This window comes from Umezawaea sp. Da 62-37 (assembly GCF_032460545.1).
GTDB lineage: Bacteria > Actinomycetota > Actinomycetes > Mycobacteriales > Pseudonocardiaceae > Umezawaea.
This window is the reverse complement of sequence record NZ_CP135965.1, coordinates 585,920-603,768: the sequence shown is the minus strand read 5'-3', so window position 1 is coordinate 603,768 and position 17,849 is coordinate 585,920. Positions and strand designations below refer to the sequence as shown.

Genomic DNA, 17,849 nt, shown 5'->3' with positions numbered 1-17,849 from the left:
GGGCGTGTCGAAGCCGTAGCTGGTCGAGGACAGGTGGCGGGAACACCGTCCGCCGCGCCGTCCCCGTCCGCAGGGCATCATGTACGACGTGGAGTCCACCCGTGTGGATCGCTGGTTGTGGGCGGTCCGGCTGAGCAAGACCCGATCGGATGCCGCGGCGGCCTGTCGGGGTGGTCATGTGCGTGTCAACGACCGGCCTGCGAAGCCCGCTACGACGGTTTCGCCTGGTGACGAGGTGCGGGCGCGGGTGGGGGACACGACTCGGATCGTCGAGGTCGTGAAGGTGATCCAGAAGCGGGTGGGGGCGGTGGATGCGTCCACCTGTCTGATCGATCGCACCCCGCCGCCGCCTCCGGTCACCTCCGTGGCGGCGCCGGTGGCTCGGCGGGACCGCGGTGCGGGTCGTCCGACGAAGCGCGAGCGTCGGGTGCTGGACAAGTTCCGCACCGGTGAGCTGTGACGGGTCATCCCAGCAGGGCGGTCAACACCCGTTCGCATCGAGCCGGGTCGATGGTCAGTCCCTGTTCCAGGCCCCACAGCCAGTAGTCGACGCACCGCGCCACCGCCCATCCGTGCGCGATCTCGGCATCGAGGCCGCCCGCGTCCACGAGTGTCCTCAGCAACCGGCGGACGGCGGTGTCGGAGTCGACATCGACGTCGTCGGCTCTGGTCCACATCAGTTCCGGTACCGAGAACTCCGGGCATCCGCGGATGGCTCGTGGGTCCACCGCCAACCACGGTTCGCGTGATCCTGCGAGCACGTTGCCGTAGTGCAGGTCGGCGTGGACCAGCACGTCGCCGCCCGGCAGATCGGCCGCGAACCCCCGAGCGGTGTCCAGCCACGCCGACGGCACCGGGGAGCCGAGGGCCTGCTGACGTGGCGGCAGCCGTTCCGCCATGGACGAGGCGATCCCGTCGAGGCACGGCAACCCCGTCGGGGCGGGTACGGCCAGCTTGCGGATGAGTCCGCCCGCGACCTCGGCGGCCTTCCACAAGCCGATGTCGTGCAGGGTGCGGTGGGGGTCGAGTCGTTCCAGCAGGAGTGCGCCGTCGGTGGCCTCGAACAGCCGCACGGCGCCGTGGCCGTTCCACGCGGTCAACGCCGTGGCCTCGTCGCCGGCCTCCTGGCTCAGCTTGAGCACGCACGGCACGCCCGCGCGGTGGACCATGACGGCCAGTCCGAGACCGCCGTGGCGGACGGGCGCTTCGTCGACCGTCACGGCCCATCGGGCGCACAGCCGTTCGACCAGTTCCGGCAGGGACGCCACCCAGGCCCGGCCCGCCGCGCCGTCGACCCGGCTCCGCCACAGGGCGAACTCGGGTGGTACGACGATCACCTCAGCGGCGGCAGAGGATCGCGTCGGGCGTCCGGCCCGATCCGATCCGCCCGGTGTAGGCGACTCCGGCGACGTACTCGTCCGCCGCGCACTGCCCCTTGTACCTGCCGTTGGCGAACTCGCCGCCCGGACCGCCCGACGGGCGGTTGTCGCCGCGGTCGAACCAGACCGTGCGGCCGGTGCGTCCCAGCGGCACGGCGGAGCGGGCGCACAGCGCCGCCGAGAACGCGGCGCCGTTGACGCTGTACCCGACCAGGTAGTGGTCGGCCGGGCACTGGGTCTTGGTGTACCCGCTCGCCCAGTCGGTGTCCACGTAGGACTCGTCGCGCACCGCCGCGAACGACGACGGGGCCGCCGCGGAACCCGTGCAGAGGCCGCGGTTGCCCGTGTGGCTCAGTCCGATGATCCGCTGGCCGTCCGGGCACACGGCCTTGCGCGCGCCGGAGTTCCAGTCACCCAGCGCCCGGACCGCCCTGGACTGCTGGAAGTCCCCGTGGTCCATGCTCAGCATCGACCAGCGGTCGCCGACCGGGATCTGGCCGGTCCGGCCCGTCGCGCCGACCAGTCGTGACCACGCAGGGGCACGCCAGTCGTCGCCGTCGTGGACGCCCATCCGGTTGCCCGCGGCGTCCCAGTGCAGCAGCGCCCAGCCGTTGCCGGTGCGGTTGGTGTGGAAGCCGACCAGCGGCCAGTAGGCGAAGTCCGCGTCGGTCTGCACCAGGTGGTCGACGAAGCGCTCGAACCACGCCCGCGAGACCGGGTCGGTGTTCTCGCGGCCGCCGACGCCGAACTCGCTGATCCACACCGGCGCGGTGAAGTGCGCGCCCGTCTCGGCTGAGACGTAGAACGCCTGGCGGTACAGGACGTCGCGCAGTTCGGCGGGGGAGAGGTCCTGGTAGCGCGGGTCGTGCGTCTCGCCGATGCCGGTCGCGCCGGAGTGGTTGGCACCGGTGTAGCCGTAGAAGTGCGCGGAGTAGACGAGCTTCCCGGAGTCGATCAGCGTGTGCGACAGCGTCCGGACCGGTTCCAGCGTCGGCCGCCCGTGCGGCAGGCCGTCGACCGGGACGCCGGTCCAGTTGATGCCCTCCACGATGATCAGCAGGTCCGGGTTGGCCTCCAACTGGATCCGGTCGGCCACCAGCTGGCTGGCCCGCTCCCAGTCGCGGTCGTCGCCCGCGCCCCAGTTCGGGTCGTCCAGCACGGTGCGCCGCACCTCGTTGTACAGGTCGGCGCCGACCACCCGCTTGTTCGCGGCGTACCGGCGGGCCATGAACAGCCAGTCGTCCTGCCACCGCGCGACGGACTGGCCGGTGTTCCACCGCTCGTTGCCGTCCACGCCGCAGCACCAGCGCGAGGTGGCGGTGTGGTTGTTGAGGATCACCGCGAAACCGCGCGCGGTCAGCCGGGCGACGACCGCGTCGTACACCTGGAGCGGGGTCTTGCCGCGCAGGTCGGGGTTGGCCGCCACGGAGGAGTCCGGCAGCGTCGCGGTGTCGTGCAGCATCTGGTTGGAGAACTGGAGCCGGACGCTGTTCAGGCCCAGTTCCGCGAAGCCGTCGATGATCGCGTCCATCGGCGCGCGGTCGAGCCCGAGCGGGATCTGGTCGGACTTCTCGCCCGCGTGGTGGTTCGCCGGGTCGTTGACGTCACCCGACCCGTTGTACGTCCCGCTCGCGCCGTGCCAGTTGCCGGACTTGAGTTTGAACCGGTCGCCGCGGGCGTCGACGACGTAGCGCCCGCGCGTGCTCAACGGCCCCGTCCACGACACGTCGGCGGCCGCCGTCCCCACCGCGCCGGACGGCACCGCCATGGTTCCCGCGGCCACCGCGGCCACCAGCAAGACGCGAGTAAGCTTCATGTCTGGACGGTAGCGGTGGGCCCGGCCCGCCGGTAGCAGCCGAAGGTGGGAACGTCAGCCGAACACGGCCAACGACACCCCCGACGGGTGCTCAGGGTCGTGGAAGACCTCGAACCTGGTCGGCACGGCGGCCACCGCGTCCGCCGTCGGCGCGTCGTTGCCGTGGTTGCGCGCGAACCGCGGGAACGCGCCGCCCGACACCTGGACCCGCAGCCGGTGCCCGCGCCTGAAGCGGTACGCGGTCGGGTCCAGAGCGACCTCGGCGGTGGTGATCCCGTCGCCGGTCGGCAGCCGCAGCACGCCGTCGGTCACGTTGAGCGAGACGCCCTTCGCGTCCACGTCGCACAGCCGCACGAACACGTCGGCGTGCCCGGTGGAGGTGCGGACGTGGATCGTCGCCGACACCTCGCCGATCACGTCCAGGTCCCGCTCCAGCGGCATCCCCGTGTAGACGAGCACGTCCGCGCGCGCCTCGACCGACCTGTTGTCGTGCTGCTTCGCCTCGCCGACGAGCATCGGCCCGCCGACGGTGGGCGTGGGGTCGGCGGGGTTGTAGGTGAAGCGGTCCGGCGACGACTCCTCGGGCTGCTCGTCACCGAGCCCGCCCGCCGCCTGCAACTGGAGGGAACGCGGCTTCGACTCCGCGGGCGGCCACTGCTCGAAGTCCAGCCAGCGGTCCGCCTTCTGCAGGAAGATCCGCACCGGCGGGCGGTGCAGCTGGGCGCGGTCGTCGAGCAGGTGCGCGGCCAGCCACGACACCTGGTCGTCGACCATCGTCCGGAAGCTCGCGGGCTCGCCGTGCTTCCACGGCCCGACGGTCAGCCGCGTCCGCGCCCCGGCCGCCTGGAGGGCCTTGAAGTCGCGCAGCTGCTGCGAGATGAACAGGTCGTACCAGCCGGTGACCATGCTCGTCGGCGTGCCGAGCGCGGCCAGGTCGCGGCCGTGGTCGATCTCGGCCCACGACTCCCGCGACTCGGCGTGCGTCACGACGTCCTCCAGGAACGGCACGTGCCCGCCGATCGCCGCCACGTCCGCGGTGCGCAGTGGCAGGTGCGACATCGCCTTCCGCGTCCGCCGCTGCCGGATCGGGTTGGGCACGGCGGCGAACCGCTTCTCCTGGGTGCCGATCGTGGCCGACCAGGACAGCATGTTGTCCAGCGCCAGCACGCCGCCGGGGTAGAACGACGAGGTGAACTCCGACGCCGTCACGCCGAGGCACATCGCCTCCAGCGGCGGGTCGAGGTACGGCGCCACCGCCCACTGGGTGTGCCCGAGGTAGCTCGCCCCGGCCATGGCCAGCCTGCCGTCGCACCACGGCTGCGCCCGCAGCCAGGCCGCGGTCGCCAGGCCGTCCTCCTTCTCCTGCCGGAACGCCCGGAACTCGCCGCCGGACCCGAACGTGCCGCGCACGCTCTGCACCACCACCTGGAACCCGCGGCGCGCGAAGGCGGCGCCGAACAGCGTGCCCATCGCCCCGCGGCGGCCGTACGGCGACCGCACCAGCACCACCGGCAGCGGCTCGGTGCCCGGCGGCCGGTACCGGTCGGCCAGCAACCGCACCCCGTCCGGCATGGGGATCGCCAGATCCCTGGTGACCACGGGTTCCGGCACCACCGCCGAGGGCAGACCGAGAACCTTGTCGATGAGGCGATCCAGCACGGGCGGCCACCTTTGCGCGGTTGACGTGGGACGACCCGAGGCTACCCGCGCCCACGGCCGCCCCGCCGGGGTGAGATCCACCGGTTCACGCGAAGGGGTTGTCCGGAGGCCCGGAGCGGTCCGATGGCCGGTGCCGCCCCGCGAACGGGTGCCGCGTTCCAACCGCGTGTCCGCATGGCAGGCTGCCGTGCGGACGGAACGCGGACCACAGGTTGCGGCAGGACAGGACGTGCGGGGTCCCGGCGTGGTTCGCGTCTTCGCGGGAACCGGTAGTCGGCCACCAGGACCGGTGGTCGATGGTGGGCTCGGGCACCGCGGCAGGTCCCACCAGGGTCCGCGACGGGGGCTCCCGCACCGGCCGATGCGCGGGATTCGCCCGGATCGGTCCGCGAGGCGGTGGTGGCTCCCGCTCGTGCCCGGAGAGCCGGTGTCGAGTCCACTGTGGATGGACTGCGGCAGTGGCCGTGCCGTCCGATCGAAACGATTCCGAGGTGGCCGCGCCCGACCGGGTGGTGCTGGCGATCGGGTGAACCGCGCGCCCGATATTCGATCGCTACGGCGTCGACTTCTGGGGCACCATGGAGAAGTCGGGGTTCACCCCCGCGGAGGGGGACGGATGATCGGGCCGGGGTCGGAAAAACCTGTCCGCAGGAATGCGGTGCTGCTCGCCTTGCGCTTGTACGGGAAGGAATTGCGGCGCCACGGGTTCCTCAGCGCGGGCGCGCTCACGGTGCCCGCGCTGGGTGTCACCTGCCAGCTCTACCTCGCGCCGCTGGCGGTGGGTGGTCTCGTGGGACAACTCGCCGGGGGCGGCGCCACCGGGTTCGGCGCCGTGCTGCCGTACCTGTTGGCGTTCGGCGGTCTCATGCTGCTCTCCGAAGTCCTGTGGCGCGTCGGCGTCCACTGCCTCAACCGCGTGGACGGGCGCGGGATCGAGCACCTGTCCGCGTTCGCGATGGACGAGCTGCTGGGCAAGGACGCGGCGTTCTTCCACGACAACTTCGCCGGATCGCTCACCAAGCGGGTGCTGAGCTTCGCCTTCCGCTTCGAGGACTTCGTGGACACGATGGCGTTCAAGATCCTCGCCAACCTCATCCCGCTGGGCTTCGCGTGCGTCGTGCTGTGGAGCTACAACCCGCTGCTGGTCCTGGTGCTGCTCGGCCTGATCCTGGTCACGGGCTTCGGGGTCGCGCCGCTCATCCGCCGCCGCCAGCGGCTGGTCGACCTGCGCGAGGCCGCCATCGCCCACGTGTCCGGCCACGTCTCCGACACGCTCATGAACATGGAGACGGTGCGGGCGTTCGCCGCCGAACGGCGCGAGAGCGCGGAACACCGGACCCGTGCCGCGGAGCAGCGGACGCTGGCGCTGCGGTCGTGGGACTACGGCAACCTGCGCATCGACACGGTGATCGCGCCGATGTCCGCGCTCACCAACGTGCTCGGCCTCGCGGTCGCGGTCGGGGTGAGCGGCGGGCTGAGCGTCGAGGCGATCGTGGTGACGTTCGCCTACTTCGGCAACGCGACGCGGATCATGTTCGAGTTCAACCAGATCTACCGGCGGGTCGAGAGCACGCTCACCGAGGCGGCCCAGTTCACCGAACTGCTGCTGGACCCGCCGACCGTGGTCGACCCGGAGCACCCGGAACCGTTGCGCGTCAAGGACTCCCGAGTCTGCTTCGAGAAGGTCGTGTTCGCCCACGGCGGCAGCGAGCCGCTGTTCGACGGGCTCGACCTGGACATCCCGGCGGGTACGCGGATCGGGCTGGTCGGTCGTTCCGGTGGCGGCAAGACCACGCTCACCAGGTTGCTGCTGCGACTGATGGACGTCGACCGGGGCCGCGTCCTCGTCGGCGGCCAGGACATCGCCCGCCTGCGCCAGACCGACCTGCGCGGCCTGATCGCGTACGTGCCGCAGGACCCGGCCATGTTCCACCGGACCCTGCGCGAGAACATCGCGTTCGCGCGGCCGGGCGCGACCGAGGCGGAGATCCGCCGCGCCGCCCACGCCGCGCACGTGACGGAGTTCGCGGACGCGCTGCCCGAGGGGTTCGACACCATGGTCGGCGAGCGCGGCATCAAGCTCTCCGGCGGGCAGCGGCAACGGGTGGCGCTGGCCCGCGCGATCCTGCGGGACGCGCCGATCCTGCTGCTGGACGAAGCGACCAGCGCGCTCGACTCGGAAAGCGAGGTGCTGGTCCAGGAGGCGCTGTGGAGGCTCATGGAGGGCCGCACCGCGATCGTCGTGGCGCACCGGTTGAGCACGGTCGTGCGGATGGACCGGCTGATCGTGCTGGACCGGGGCCGGATCCTCGAGCAGGGCACCCACGCGGAGTTGCTCGAGGGCAGCGGGATGTACGCCAAGCTGTGGCGCCACCAGTCCGGCGGTTTCCTCGACGAGGCGGTGTTCGACGAGCCCCTCTCCGGTGAAAGGGGCGCGGTTGGCGCGAAGTGATCCACCGCGATCACGACCAATGCGTCCACGGGAGGTGCCGGCGGAATTTCCGCCGGCACCTCCCGTGTTTTGTGGTCATGATCCGGCTGCCGGCGCACCTCGGTTTTATCCGCCGGTTTCCGCCGACGGCCCGGAGCCCGTCGAGCATGGCTTGAGCGCTGGTCCGCTCCTTGGACACCCGGCTGTTCCACGACGCCACCAGTACCGGATCGCATGGGGTGGAACGCGACATCCCGCGCAGGCGGCCAATTGTTTCGCAGCCCGACTTCGACACCGATTACGCGTGGCACACGCCGCATAACCCCGTGTCCGACATCCGGGATAAGGCCCGATACAATGTCCGCCAGCTCCACGGCTCGTGCAGAACAACGAACGCCGACCGACATCGAGTCGCATGGCTGTGGTGTTTCCACAGTGCCCGAGCACCGGCCGCGGGACGAGGTCGTTGTGCTCGCGGGATCCGTGGGCGTCCAGGAAGGTTGATCCGTGCAGCAACAGCAAGTCATCGCCAACCGCTACGCACTGCTCGTCGAACTCGGCCGCGGTGCGATGGGCGTCGTGTGGCGTGCTCAGGACCAGCTGCTCGGCCGGGCGGTCGCGCTCAAGGAGCTGCACCCGCCGCAGGGCATCGCCGCCGAGGAGGTCGCCGTGCTGGAGGAGCGCATGCTCCGGGAGGCGCGGACGGCCGGCAGGCTGAACCACCCCGCGGTGGTGACCGTCTACGACATCGTCCGGGAGAACGGGCGCGTCTACCTGGCGATGGAACTGGTCGACGCGCTCGACCTCGCCACCCTCGTGCGGCGGCAGGGACCGCGCGACTCGGAGTGGATGGCGCATGTCGCGTTGCAGGTGCTGGGGGCGCTGGAGACCGCGCACCAGGCCGGCATCGTGCACAGGGACGTCAAGCCCAGCAACATCATGGTGCGCCCGGACGGCGCCGTGAAGCTCACCGACTTCGGCATCGCCCAGGCGATGGACGATCCGCGGCTCACCCACAACGGCGGCATCGTCGGGTCGCCCGCGTACATGTCGCCGGACCGGCTCAGCGGCTGGGAAGCCTCGCCCGCCTCGGACCTGTGGGCGCTCGGCGTCACGATGGCGCACGTGGTCGAGGGCATCAGCCCGTTCGAACGCACCTCCACCGCCTCGACCCTGTACGCGGTCATGAACGAGTCGCCGGTGCTGCGCCGGGCCTCGCCCGCGCTCGCCGACGTGATCCGCGGCTTGCTGACCGTGGACCCGGCGCGCCGCCTGACCGCTCCCCAAGCGCGTCACATGCTCACCGCGATCGCCCAGGGCGCCGCGCCCGTTCCGTTGCCGCGCAACGGCAAGAAGAAGAACACGGCGCTCGTCGCCGCGGCGGTCGTGCTGGGCGTCGTGATGCTCGCGGGTGTCGCGTTCGCCGGCTACCAGGCGCTCAAGCCCAAGGACGTCACGGCCGGCGACGGGGACGCGGGCACAAGCCAGAGCCAGGAGGACTCCGGCGAGTGGACCGACCCCGCGTCCCTGCCGGTCGGTGCGCCCCTGCCGTCGCGGCGGATCGCCGTGTTCGGCCGCGGCGGCGACGTGCCGGAGTGGAACCTCTCGGGCACCCAGTGCGCCAAGGACTTCCTCATGCAGGGCTCGCCGGTGCGGACGAGCGAGCCGTGCGAGGGCCCGCACGGCATCCAGCTCTTCGCCGCGGCGACCCCGTTGTGGGACAAGCCGAAGGACACCGCTTACCCCGGCGCGCAGTGGCTCGCCGACTTCACGCAGAACTACTGCACCGAGCAGTTCAAGGTCGTCGAGCCCAAGGCGAAGGACGCTCTCGGCTTCACCGGCCTCGTGCCCACCCAGAAGGAATGGGAGGCCTACGGCGACGCCGCCGCGCCCGGTCGCCAGGAAATCCTGTGCGTGCTGTGGAAGCGTGACCGGTCTCCGTTGACGGGGTCGCTCGTCGGCTAGGCGCAGTGGTCTCGAACGTCCACCGCGGTGAAGACATCGCGGGATGTGGTCCAGCGTCAGCGTGGTCGGTGGTCGTGCAGTCGACCATGTGATCCGGGTCCGGCGGTGTCACCGGATCAGGTGACACCACCGAACCGCCACCCACGAGAGCCCCTCGATAACCCGGTCGGGGCGTCAGCGGCGGGCTTCGAACTTCATGTCACCCCGCATGATCGCGCGGAGGTGGTCGCCCGAGAGGACGTCGTGCGGGGTGCCGAGTTCGATCGCGCTGACCTCGTCGAGGCGGGCCAGGTGGTCCGCGGTGAACTCGACCTCCAGGGCGCCCAGGTTGTCCTCCAGCTGCGCCGGGGTGCGCGCGCCGATGATCGGCGCCACCACAGCGGGGTTGCACAGGGTCCAGGCGAGCCCGACCTGGGCCGGGGTGCGGCCCAGCTCCGCGGCGACCTCCCGCACGACGTCCGCGATGGCCAGGTTGCGCTCGGTGATCAGGCCCCGGCCCGCGTTGAAGCTCTTCCGGGTGCTCTCGGCGGAGTCGGTGCCCGACCCGGTCAGGTCGGCGCGGCCGTACTTGCCGGTGAGCAGCCCGCCCGCCAGCGGTGAGTACGGGGTCACGCCCAACCCCATCTCCCGCGCCATGGGGATCAGGTCGCGTTCCGCGGTCCGGTCGACGAGGTTGTACTCGATCTGCAGCGCGATCAGCGGCGACCACCCGCGCAGGTCGGCGATGGTCTGCATGCGCGAGATCTCCCAGGCGGGCACGTTGGACATCGCCACGTGCAGGACCTTGCCCTGCCGGACCAGGTCGTCCATGCCGCGCAGGACCTCCTCGACCGGTGTCGTGAAGTCCCACACGTGCAGGTGGAGCAGGTCGATGTAGTCCGTGCCCAGCTGCCGCAGACTGCTTTCCACCGAAGCGAGGAGGCTCTTGCGGCCGCCGCCGCTGGAGTTCGGGTCGCCGGGCGTGCGCAGCGTCGTGTACTTCGTCGCCAGCACCAAGCCCTCGCGGTTGTCGCGGGCGAACTCGCCCAGCAGGCGCTCGGAGCTGCCGCCGGTGTAGGTGTTGGCGGTGTCCAGGAAGTTGCCGCCGCGCTCGACGTAGGTGTCGAACAGCTTGCGCGCCTCGTCCTCCTCGGCGCCCCAGCCCCACTCGGTGCCGAAGGTGGCCGTGCCCAGCGCCAGCGGTGAGACCCGCAGTCCCGAGCGGCCCAGCGGCCGGTAGGTGTCGAGGGTGAGGGGCATCATGGTCTCCAGTGCTCGTGATCCGTTGTCGGACACGAAGTCTGCGAGCGCCGGGGGTGGGGGACAAGGGAAGCGAGTTCCTGGGAAAGCCAGTCCTAGCCTGCCCCGGTAGCATCGGATCACGATGACCCGCACCGTGGACACGACGCAGGAGCTGGCCGCGTTCCTGCGGGCCCGGCGCGAACGGCTGGACCCGAACGACCTCGGTCTGCCCGCGCGGCGGCGGTCCCGGCGGACACCGGGACTGCGCCGGGAAGAGGTCGCCGAACTGGCCGGGGTCAGCGTCGACTACGTCGTGCGGCTGGAACAGGCCCGCGGGCTGCGGCCCTCGGCGGACGTGGTCGGGGCGCTGGCCGAGGCGCTGCGCCTGACCCCCGACGAACGCACCTACCTCTTCAACCTGGCCCAGCAGCGCCCGCCCAACGAGGACAAGCCCGCCACCACCGCGGCACCGCCACTGGCCCGGCTGGTCGCCGACCTGTCGCCGCTGCCCGCCATGCTGATGAACCACCGCTCCGACATCCTGGCCTGGAACGACGAGATGGCGAAGCTGCTGCTGGACTTCGGGGGTCTGCCGCCGTCGCAGCGCAACTCGATCCGGCTCTGCCTGCTGCACCCGGTGACCCGCGAGCTCTACGTCGACCGCGAACAGGTGGTCCGGGAGGGTGTCGCCCACCTACGCGCGGCCTGGGCGGCGCATCCCGAGGACCAGGAGTTGAACGACCTCATCGCCGAACTCAGCGCGGGGGTCGAGGAGTTCGCGCGGCTGTGGGACAGGCAGGACGTCAAGGTGAAGGGCCGGGGGCGGAAGGCGATGAGGCACCCGGAGGCCGGCCTGATCGCGGTGGACTTCGAGGTGCTCACCCCGCTCCAGGACCCGGACCAGGTGCTGGCGATCTACCGCGCGGCGGACGAGGAGAGCCGGTCGGCGCTGGAGCGGTTGTGGGCGGCCGCGGCGGTCCCCGTCGAGGAATTCCCCGATCCGCACATGTGATCCACTTCGCATCGGCTTGCCTCTGACATTGATGTCAGGTCTTAGCGTGGCGACGGTTCGCAAAACCGTTCCCAACAGCGAGGACAGCAGCTATGACCAGCCTTTTCGACCGTCTCCCCCTCGGTGACCTCGTGCTGCCGAACCGCGTCGTGATGGCCCCCATGACCAGGGTCCGCGCGGCGGCGGGTGGGCTGGCCACCCCGTCCATGGCCGCTTACTACGCCCAGCGGGCCAGTGCCGGGCTCATCGTCACCGAGGGCGTGCAGCCCAGCCTGATCGGCCAGTCCAACCCCGGCACCCCCGGCCTGCACACCGACGAGCAGACCGAGTCCTGGCGGCAGGTCACCGAGGCCGTGCACGTCAACGGCGGTCGCCTCTTCGCCCAGGTCATGCACGGCGGCCGGGTCTCGCACCCGGACACGACCGGGTTCCAGCCGGTCGGGCCCTCGGCGGTCGCCGCCAGCGGCACGGTGTTCACGCCGACCGGTCCCGCGCCCGCGCCGGTGCCCCGCGCGCTGGCGACCTCCGAGGTCCCCGAGCACGCAGCCTCCTACGGGCAGGCCGCGCTCCGGGCGGTCGAGGCGGGCTTCGACGGGGTCGAGCTGCACGGGGCGAACGGCTACCTGATCACGCAGTTCCTCTCCAGCAGCGCCAACGTGCGCACCGACACCTACGGCGGGTCGATCACCAACCGGATCCGGTTCGCCGTGGAAGCGGTGGAAGCCACCGTCGAGGCCGTGGGCGCCCGGCGCACCGGCATCCGGCTCTCCCCCGGCTCGGGGATCTGGGGCGCGGAGGAGACCGAGGTCCCCGAGCTCTACACGGCGCTGCTGACCGCGCTCGCGGAGTTCGACCTGGCCTACGTGCACCTGGAGGCCACCACCGACGAGGACGTGCTGCTCGGCCTGCGCAAGACCTGGCCCGGCACGCTCATCGTCAACCCCGTGCACCCGGCCTCGCCGAACCAGACCGACCAGGCCGCCGCCGACCACTGGCTCGCGATGGGCGCGGACCTCATCAGCTTCGGCCGCGCCTACATCGCCAACCCCGACCTGGTCGAACGGCTGCGCCAAGGCCTGCCGATCGCGCCGCACGACCAGGACACCTGGTACACCGGCGCCGACCAGGGCTACCTCACCTACCCGACGTACCGGCACGCGGGCTGACCGGGCCGGTTCGGCTGCGTCGGCCGACCGCGGCGCACCTGCCGCGCGCCGTGTCCCCGTGGTGGGGGACGACGGCGCGCCGGTCGTCGAAGGTCGTGCTCACGTCCCGGCCGCGAACGCGCTGGAGGCGCCCTTGGCGGAGATCGCGGTGGAGCGGTAGACGGCCGTGGCGATCTGGACGAAGGACCGGATCAGCGGGTTGGTGTCGCCCTCGTTCCACGCCGCCACCACGCGGCTCGGCGCCATGTCGGTCAGCGGCACCACGGACAGGTGGTCGGGCTGGTCGTGGCCGAGCGGGGCGATTCCGACCGTGCCGTTCCACAGGACCGCCTGGAGGCACTCCTGGACGACGCGCACCACCGGGCCCTCGCGCGGCGCGCCGCCGTTCCAGTACGCCTGCCAGATCGGATCGGTGCCGTGCGGGAACTGGAACCAGCGGCGGCCGGCCAGATCGGCCAGCTCCAGGTGGGCGCGGCGGGCCAGCGGGTCGTCGGCGCGCAGCACGGCGCCGACCGGGTCGGCCCGCAGCTCCCGCACCGCCAGCGCGGTCTCGTCGAACGGCGCACGGGTCAGGGCGACGTCGACCGATCCGGCACGCAGCCCGCAGGTCGGATCGGTCAGGTCGGTGTCGCGGACGCGGACGTCGACGCCGGGGTGCTTCCGGCGGTAGGCGGCGGCCAGCATGGTGGCGTCCTGGTCGGTGCTGTCGCCGAGGATGCCGACGGTGATGGTCGCGGTGCCCGCCGCCGCGGCCACGCGCGCCCGCGCCCGTTCGGCCTGGCCGAGCAGCGCCCGCGACTCGTCGAGCAGGACGGCCCCGACCGGGGTGAGCGCGACGCCCGCGGCGGACCGGGTGAACAGCGGGGCGCCGAGTTCGGCCTCCAGCCGCTGGATCGCCCGGCTCAACGGCGGCTGGCTCATGTGCAGCCGGACGGCGGCCCTGCCGAAGTGGAGTTCCTCGGCGACCGTCACGAAGTAGCGCAGCTCGCGTAGCTCCACGCTCCGAAGATACCCGTGGGGTATCGGCGTCGCGGAACGGGTCTTGGACAGCCGCCGTGCCCCGGCGGTGAACTGTGGACATGGCTGACGAAGTGGGCAACAGCAGTGAACCGACCGTGTCGGTGGTCGGTCCGGGTGACGGCGAGACGATCGTCCTGGGCACCACGCGACTGCGCGTCCTCGAGGACGGGAGCAACACCGGGCACCGGCTCGGGATCGCCGAGTCCGTGCTCGCCCCGCACACTCCCGGACCGCCGCAGCACCGCCACGCCCAGCACGACGAGGGTTTCTACGTCATCTCCGGCGCGGTGCGGTTCACCGTCGGGGACGACGACTACGACGCGCCCGCCGGCACGCTCGTGATGGTCCCGCCCGGCGCCCCGCACACCTTCGCCAACGTGACCGACGAGCCCGCCGTCATGCTCAGCACCTTCACGCCCGACCTGTACGTGCAGTACTTCCGCGACCTGCGGGACATGATCGCGGGCGGCCAGGCGATGACCCCGCAGGCGAACATCCAGGTGATGAGCCGCTACGGCACCGAGCCCGTCTGACCACCGCCCGCACCACCGCGAAATGGGAACAATGGACATCGCTTACTGGGTCGTCGGCGGTCTGCTCGCCCTCTTCTACGCCTACGGGGGCGTGGTGAAGGTGATCAGGAGCCGCGACCAGCTCCGGCCCATGATGGCCTGGGTGGACCGGATGCCGCTGCCCGCCGTCAGGGCGATCGGGGTGGTCGAACTGCTCGGCGCGCTCGGGCTGGTCCTGCCGCCGCTGACCGGCGTCGCGCCCTGGCTCGCCCTGGTCGCGGCCATCGGCTTCGTGCTCCTGCAGATCGGCGCGATCCCGACCCACCTGACCGGTGGGGACCGCCGGATCGCCCTCAACGTCGTGCTCGTCCTCGCCGCGGCCGTGACCGCGTGGCTGGCCACCACCTGGCTGTGACCCCCGCGAAGGCGGGGGACTTCCCACCACCACGATCCAGGAGTGACCACATGGCCGACCCGATCACGATCTCGTTGGGCTGCATGCTCTACGACCACACCGAAGCCCTGCTCGGGGGCGGAGTGGACGTAGCGGGCGTCGAGCTGCGCGCCGAGCCGAGCCACGACGTCGCGGACCTGTTCAGACGGGTGGTCGAGCGGCGAGGACCCGATGTCGCGGAGCTGGGTTTCACGTTCCTGCTGCGCAGCATGGACCTCGACGACCCGCCGCTCGTGGGGATCCCGGTGTTCATGATGAGGAAGTTCCAGCACTCGGTGATCTACGTCAACGAGGCGAGCGGCATCACCGCACCCGCCGACCTCGCGGGCGCGACCATCGGGGAGTTCGCGGTGTACGGCCACGACATGGGGATCTGGCCGAAGGGCATCCTGGCCGACGAGCACGGCTTCGCGCCGGAACGCAGCCGCTGGTTGATCGGGGGGACGGACGAACCCATGGCGCCCATGGACTTCGTCCCCCAGCGCCACCCCGACTCCGTCGACGTGCGGCACATCGGCGGCGGCGCCGCGCTCGGCCCGATGCTCGAGGAGGGGAGGATCGACGCGCTCATCTCGGCGGTCCCGCCTGCCGCGGTGCTCCGGGGGGATCGGGGTGTGCGGCGCCTGTTCGCGGACGCGGACGAGCGGGAAGCCGACTACCACCGGCGCACGGGGATCTTCCCCATCATGCACGTCGTGGTGGTCCGCAGGGATCTCCTCGACGCCAACCCCGGCCTGGCGACAGCCCTCTACCGGGCGTTCGGCGAGTCCAAGGCCGTCGCCGAGCAGGCGTACCGCGCGGGCCGGACCGCCGAGCCGTCCGCCCCGTGGCACTTCGCCCAGCTCCTCGACCGCCGCGGCGTGCTCGTCGACGACGGCCGCCACGAGCACGGGATCGCCGCCAACCGCGCCGCGATCGACACCTTCCTGCGCTACCACCACGAACAGGGGCTCTCGGACCGTCGACTCCGCTGCGAGGACGTCTTCGCCGCCGAACTCCTCGACACCTGACACCGCGCCCACACGAGCGGGGAAGTGCCGGTGGCGGACGCGCTCACCCGACCGAGGTGCAGGATCGCCACCGCGGAGCACCTCCGGGCCGTGCGCGAGCACCGCCCGGAGGTCGACGCCGAGGAATCCACTGCGCCATAACGAAATCCGGGGTGGACGGTCCGGCCTCAGCCCTCGGATCCCGTGGTCCGGTCGGTGACCGTCAGCACCGGCGCCGAGTCGGCGATGCCGACGACCACGTGCTGACCGGCGCGCAGTTCCCCGGCCAGCAGCGCGCGCGACAGCCGCCGGTCCAGTTCGCGGCCGATCGTGCGGCGCAACGGCCGGGCGCCGTACTCCGGCGCGTAACCGCGTGCCGCCAACCAGTCGACGGCCTGCTCGTCGACCTCCAGCGTGATGTCCTGCTCGCGCAGGCGTTCCCGCGTCTCCTCCAGCAGCAGCCCCGTGATCTGCCGCAGCTGGTCGGCGTCCAGCCCGCGGAACAGGATGATCTCGTCCAGCCGGTTGAGGAACTCGGGCCGGAAGTAGCGGCGCACGGTCGTCATCAACGGGTCGCGCACGTCCTCCGCGGAACGCCCCGACGACGCTGCGGCGAGCAGCTGCTCGGCACCGATGTTGCTGGTCATGATGATCGCGGTGTTGGCGAAGTCGGCGGTGCGCCCCTGCGCGTCGGTCAGCCGCCCGGCGTCCAGCACCTGGAGCAGGGTGTTGAAGACGTCCGGGTGGGCCTTCTCGATCTCGTCGAGCAGCAACACCGAGTACGGGGTGCGGCGGACGGCGCCGGTGAGCTGGCCCGCGTCGTCGTAGCCCACGTAGCCGGGAGGGGCGCCGGTCAGCCGGGTCACCGTGTGCTGCTGGGAGAACTCGCTCATGTCGAACCGGATCAACCGGTCGCGCGAGCCGAACAGCGCCTCGGCCAGAGCGCGCGCCACCTCGGTCTTGCCCACGCCGGTGGGGCCCAGGAACAGGAACGAGCCGATCGGCCGGTCCGGGTGCTTGAGGCCCGCGCGGCCCTGGCGGACGGCGTCGGCGACCGCCTCGACGGCCTCGTCCTGGCCGACGATTCGCTGGTGCAGGTGCTCCTCCAGGTGCAGCAGGCGGTGCCGCTCGGCCTCGGTGAGCCGCGAGACCGGGATGCCGGTGCTGCGTGACACCACCTCCGCCACGTCGTTGGCGTCGACCGTCGGCGCGTCGACCATGGCGGCGCGCGCCGTCTCCAGGTCGGCGGTCGCGCGGGCCAGTTCGTCCTCCAGGTAGAGCACACGCCCGTCGTCGTCCTGCGCGGTGGCGGCGGCGATGTCCCGTTCGAGGTTGGCGACCTTCCGCTCCAGCGGGGCCGGATCGGGTGCCGCGGACTTCTCCCGCAGCCGGACCCGCGACCCCGCCCGGTCGACCAGGTCGACGGCCTTGTCCGGCAGGAACCGGTCGGCGATGTAGCGGGTGGACAGCTCCACGGCCGCGACGAGCGCCTCGTCGGTGACGCGCACGCCGTGGTGGCTCTCGTAGCGGCCGCGCAGCCCCCGCAGGATCTCGATGGCCTCCTCGCGCGAGGGCTCGGCGACCAGGATGGGCTGGAAACGCCGTTCCAGCGCCGGGTCCTTCGCGATGTGCCGCCGGTAGTCCTCGACCGTGGTCGCGCCGACGACCTGGAGCCTGCCGCCGCTCAACGCGGGCTTGAGCATGTTCGCGGCGTCCATCGGCGCGCCCTCGGCACTGCCCGCGCCCACCAGGGTGTGCAGCTCGTCGATGAACAGCACCACCATCCGGTTGGCCACCGACACCTCGTCGATCACGCCCTGGAGGCGCTCCTCGAACTCGCCGCGGTACTTCGACCCGGCGACCATGCCCGCCAGGTCCAACGAGATCAGCCGCCTGCCCTCCAACGTGGCCGGGACGTCGCCGCTCGCCATCCGCTGCGCGATGCCCTCGACGATCGCGGTCTTGCCGACGCCGGGGTCGCCGATCAGCACCGGGTTGTTCTTGGTGCGCCGCGACAGCACCTCCAGGACCTCGTCGATCACGTCCTCGCGCCCGACCACCGGGTCCAGCAGGCCGTCGCGGGCCTCGGCGGTCAGGTCGCGGCCGAAGCTGTCGGTCCGCCGGGTCGACGACCCCGCCTGCCCCGGTCCTCCCAGCCCGCTGAAGAGCCTGCCGACCAGGTCGTCCAGTGAGTCGAACCAGTCGTCAGCCATCGCGGGCCGCCT

Annotated in this window: 14 protein-coding genes; 8 read left to right on the top strand and 6 right to left on the bottom strand. The window is 71.7% G+C overall.

Annotation, left to right across the window (positions count from 1 at the left end; all coding sequences use genetic code 11):
• Positions 1-88 precede the first annotated feature (88 nt).
• Positions 89-460 carry an RNA-binding S4 domain-containing protein gene (locus RM788_RS02570; RefSeq protein WP_315934965.1) on the top strand — a complete coding sequence of 124 codons (372 nt, stop codon included), beginning with the start codon at positions 89-91 and terminating at the stop codon, positions 458-460.
• A 4-nt stretch (positions 461-464) separates the two neighbouring features.
• Here RM788_RS02570 and RM788_RS02565 read toward each other — a convergent pair whose 3' ends face one another.
• The 3 genes from RM788_RS02565 to RM788_RS02555 are packed head-to-tail and all read right to left on the bottom strand — an operon-like array spanning position 465 to position 4,854.
• Positions 465-1,337 (bottom strand): aminoglycoside phosphotransferase family protein, encoded by an 873-nt coding sequence (locus RM788_RS02565; RefSeq protein ID WP_315929834.1) that lies wholly within the window; start codon positions 1,335-1,337, stop codon positions 465-467.
• 1 nt (position 1,338) lies between these two features.
• The gene (locus RM788_RS02560; protein ID WP_315929832.1) at positions 1,339-3,195 is read right to left on the bottom strand and encodes a glycoside hydrolase family 5 protein; all 1,857 of its coding nucleotides are present in this window, start codon (positions 3,193-3,195) and stop codon (positions 1,339-1,341) included.
• Positions 3,196-3,249: 54 nt separating this feature from the next.
• Complete coding sequence (locus RM788_RS02555; RefSeq protein ID WP_315929831.1) at positions 3,250-4,854, bottom strand: CocE/NonD family hydrolase; 1,605 nt, start codon at positions 4,852-4,854, stop codon at positions 3,250-3,252.
• Positions 4,855-5,512: 658 nt separating this feature from the next.
• Here RM788_RS02555 and RM788_RS02550 point away from each other — a divergent pair.
• The gene (locus RM788_RS02550) at positions 5,513-7,306 is read left to right on the top strand and encodes an ABC transporter ATP-binding protein (protein WP_315929830.1); all 1,794 of its coding nucleotides are present in this window, start codon (positions 5,513-5,515) and stop codon (positions 7,304-7,306) included.
• 486 nt (positions 7,307-7,792) lie between these two features.
• Complete coding sequence (locus RM788_RS02545) at positions 7,793-9,250, top strand: serine/threonine-protein kinase (RefSeq protein WP_315929828.1); 1,458 nt, start codon at positions 7,793-7,795, stop codon at positions 9,248-9,250.
• 174 nt (positions 9,251-9,424) lie between these two features.
• On the opposite strand, the gene RM788_RS02540 is transcribed toward RM788_RS02545, so the two are convergent.
• Entirely contained in the window at positions 9,425-10,489 is a 1,065-nt protein-coding gene (locus RM788_RS02540; protein WP_315929827.1) for an aldo/keto reductase, read from the bottom strand.
• A 124-nt stretch (positions 10,490-10,613) separates the two neighbouring features.
• Here RM788_RS02540 and RM788_RS02535 point away from each other — a divergent pair, with 124 nt between their 5' ends.
• Positions 10,614-11,483 (top strand): helix-turn-helix transcriptional regulator, encoded by an 870-nt coding sequence (locus tag RM788_RS02535; protein ID WP_315929826.1) that lies wholly within the window; start codon positions 10,614-10,616, stop codon positions 11,481-11,483.
• Positions 11,484-11,575: 92 nt separating this feature from the next.
• The gene (locus RM788_RS02530; protein ID WP_315929825.1) at positions 11,576-12,649 is read left to right on the top strand and encodes an alkene reductase; all 1,074 of its coding nucleotides are present in this window, start codon (positions 11,576-11,578) and stop codon (positions 12,647-12,649) included.
• A 99-nt stretch (positions 12,650-12,748) separates the two neighbouring features.
• Here RM788_RS02530 and RM788_RS02525 read toward each other — a convergent pair whose 3' ends face one another.
• Positions 12,749-13,648 carry a LysR family transcriptional regulator gene (locus tag RM788_RS02525; RefSeq protein WP_315929824.1) on the bottom strand — a complete coding sequence of 300 codons (900 nt, stop codon included), beginning with the start codon at positions 13,646-13,648 and terminating at the stop codon, positions 12,749-12,751.
• A gap of 80 nt (positions 13,649-13,728) precedes the next feature.
• Between RM788_RS02525 and RM788_RS02520 the strand changes: the two genes are divergently transcribed.
• From RM788_RS02520 to RM788_RS02510, 3 genes are read left to right on the top strand one after another with little or no spacing between them, the layout of a single operon-like run.
• Complete coding sequence (locus RM788_RS02520; protein WP_315929823.1) at positions 13,729-14,202, top strand: cupin domain-containing protein; 474 nt, start codon at positions 13,729-13,731, stop codon at positions 14,200-14,202.
• Between the two features lie 31 nt (positions 14,203-14,233).
• On the top strand, positions 14,234-14,596 hold the full coding sequence (locus tag RM788_RS02515) for a DoxX family protein (protein ID WP_315929822.1): 363 nt from the start codon (positions 14,234-14,236) through the stop codon (positions 14,594-14,596).
• A 50-nt stretch (positions 14,597-14,646) separates the two neighbouring features.
• On the top strand, positions 14,647-15,645 hold the full coding sequence (locus RM788_RS02510) for a type 2 periplasmic-binding domain-containing protein (RefSeq protein ID WP_315929821.1): 999 nt from the start codon (positions 14,647-14,649) through the stop codon (positions 15,643-15,645).
• Between the two features lie 167 nt (positions 15,646-15,812).
• On the opposite strand, the gene RM788_RS02505 is transcribed toward RM788_RS02510, so the two are convergent.
• Positions 15,813-17,837 (bottom strand): ATP-dependent Clp protease ATP-binding subunit, encoded by a 2,025-nt coding sequence (locus RM788_RS02505; protein WP_315929820.1) that lies wholly within the window; start codon positions 17,835-17,837, stop codon positions 15,813-15,815.
• Between the last annotated feature and the right edge of the window lie 12 nt (positions 17,838-17,849).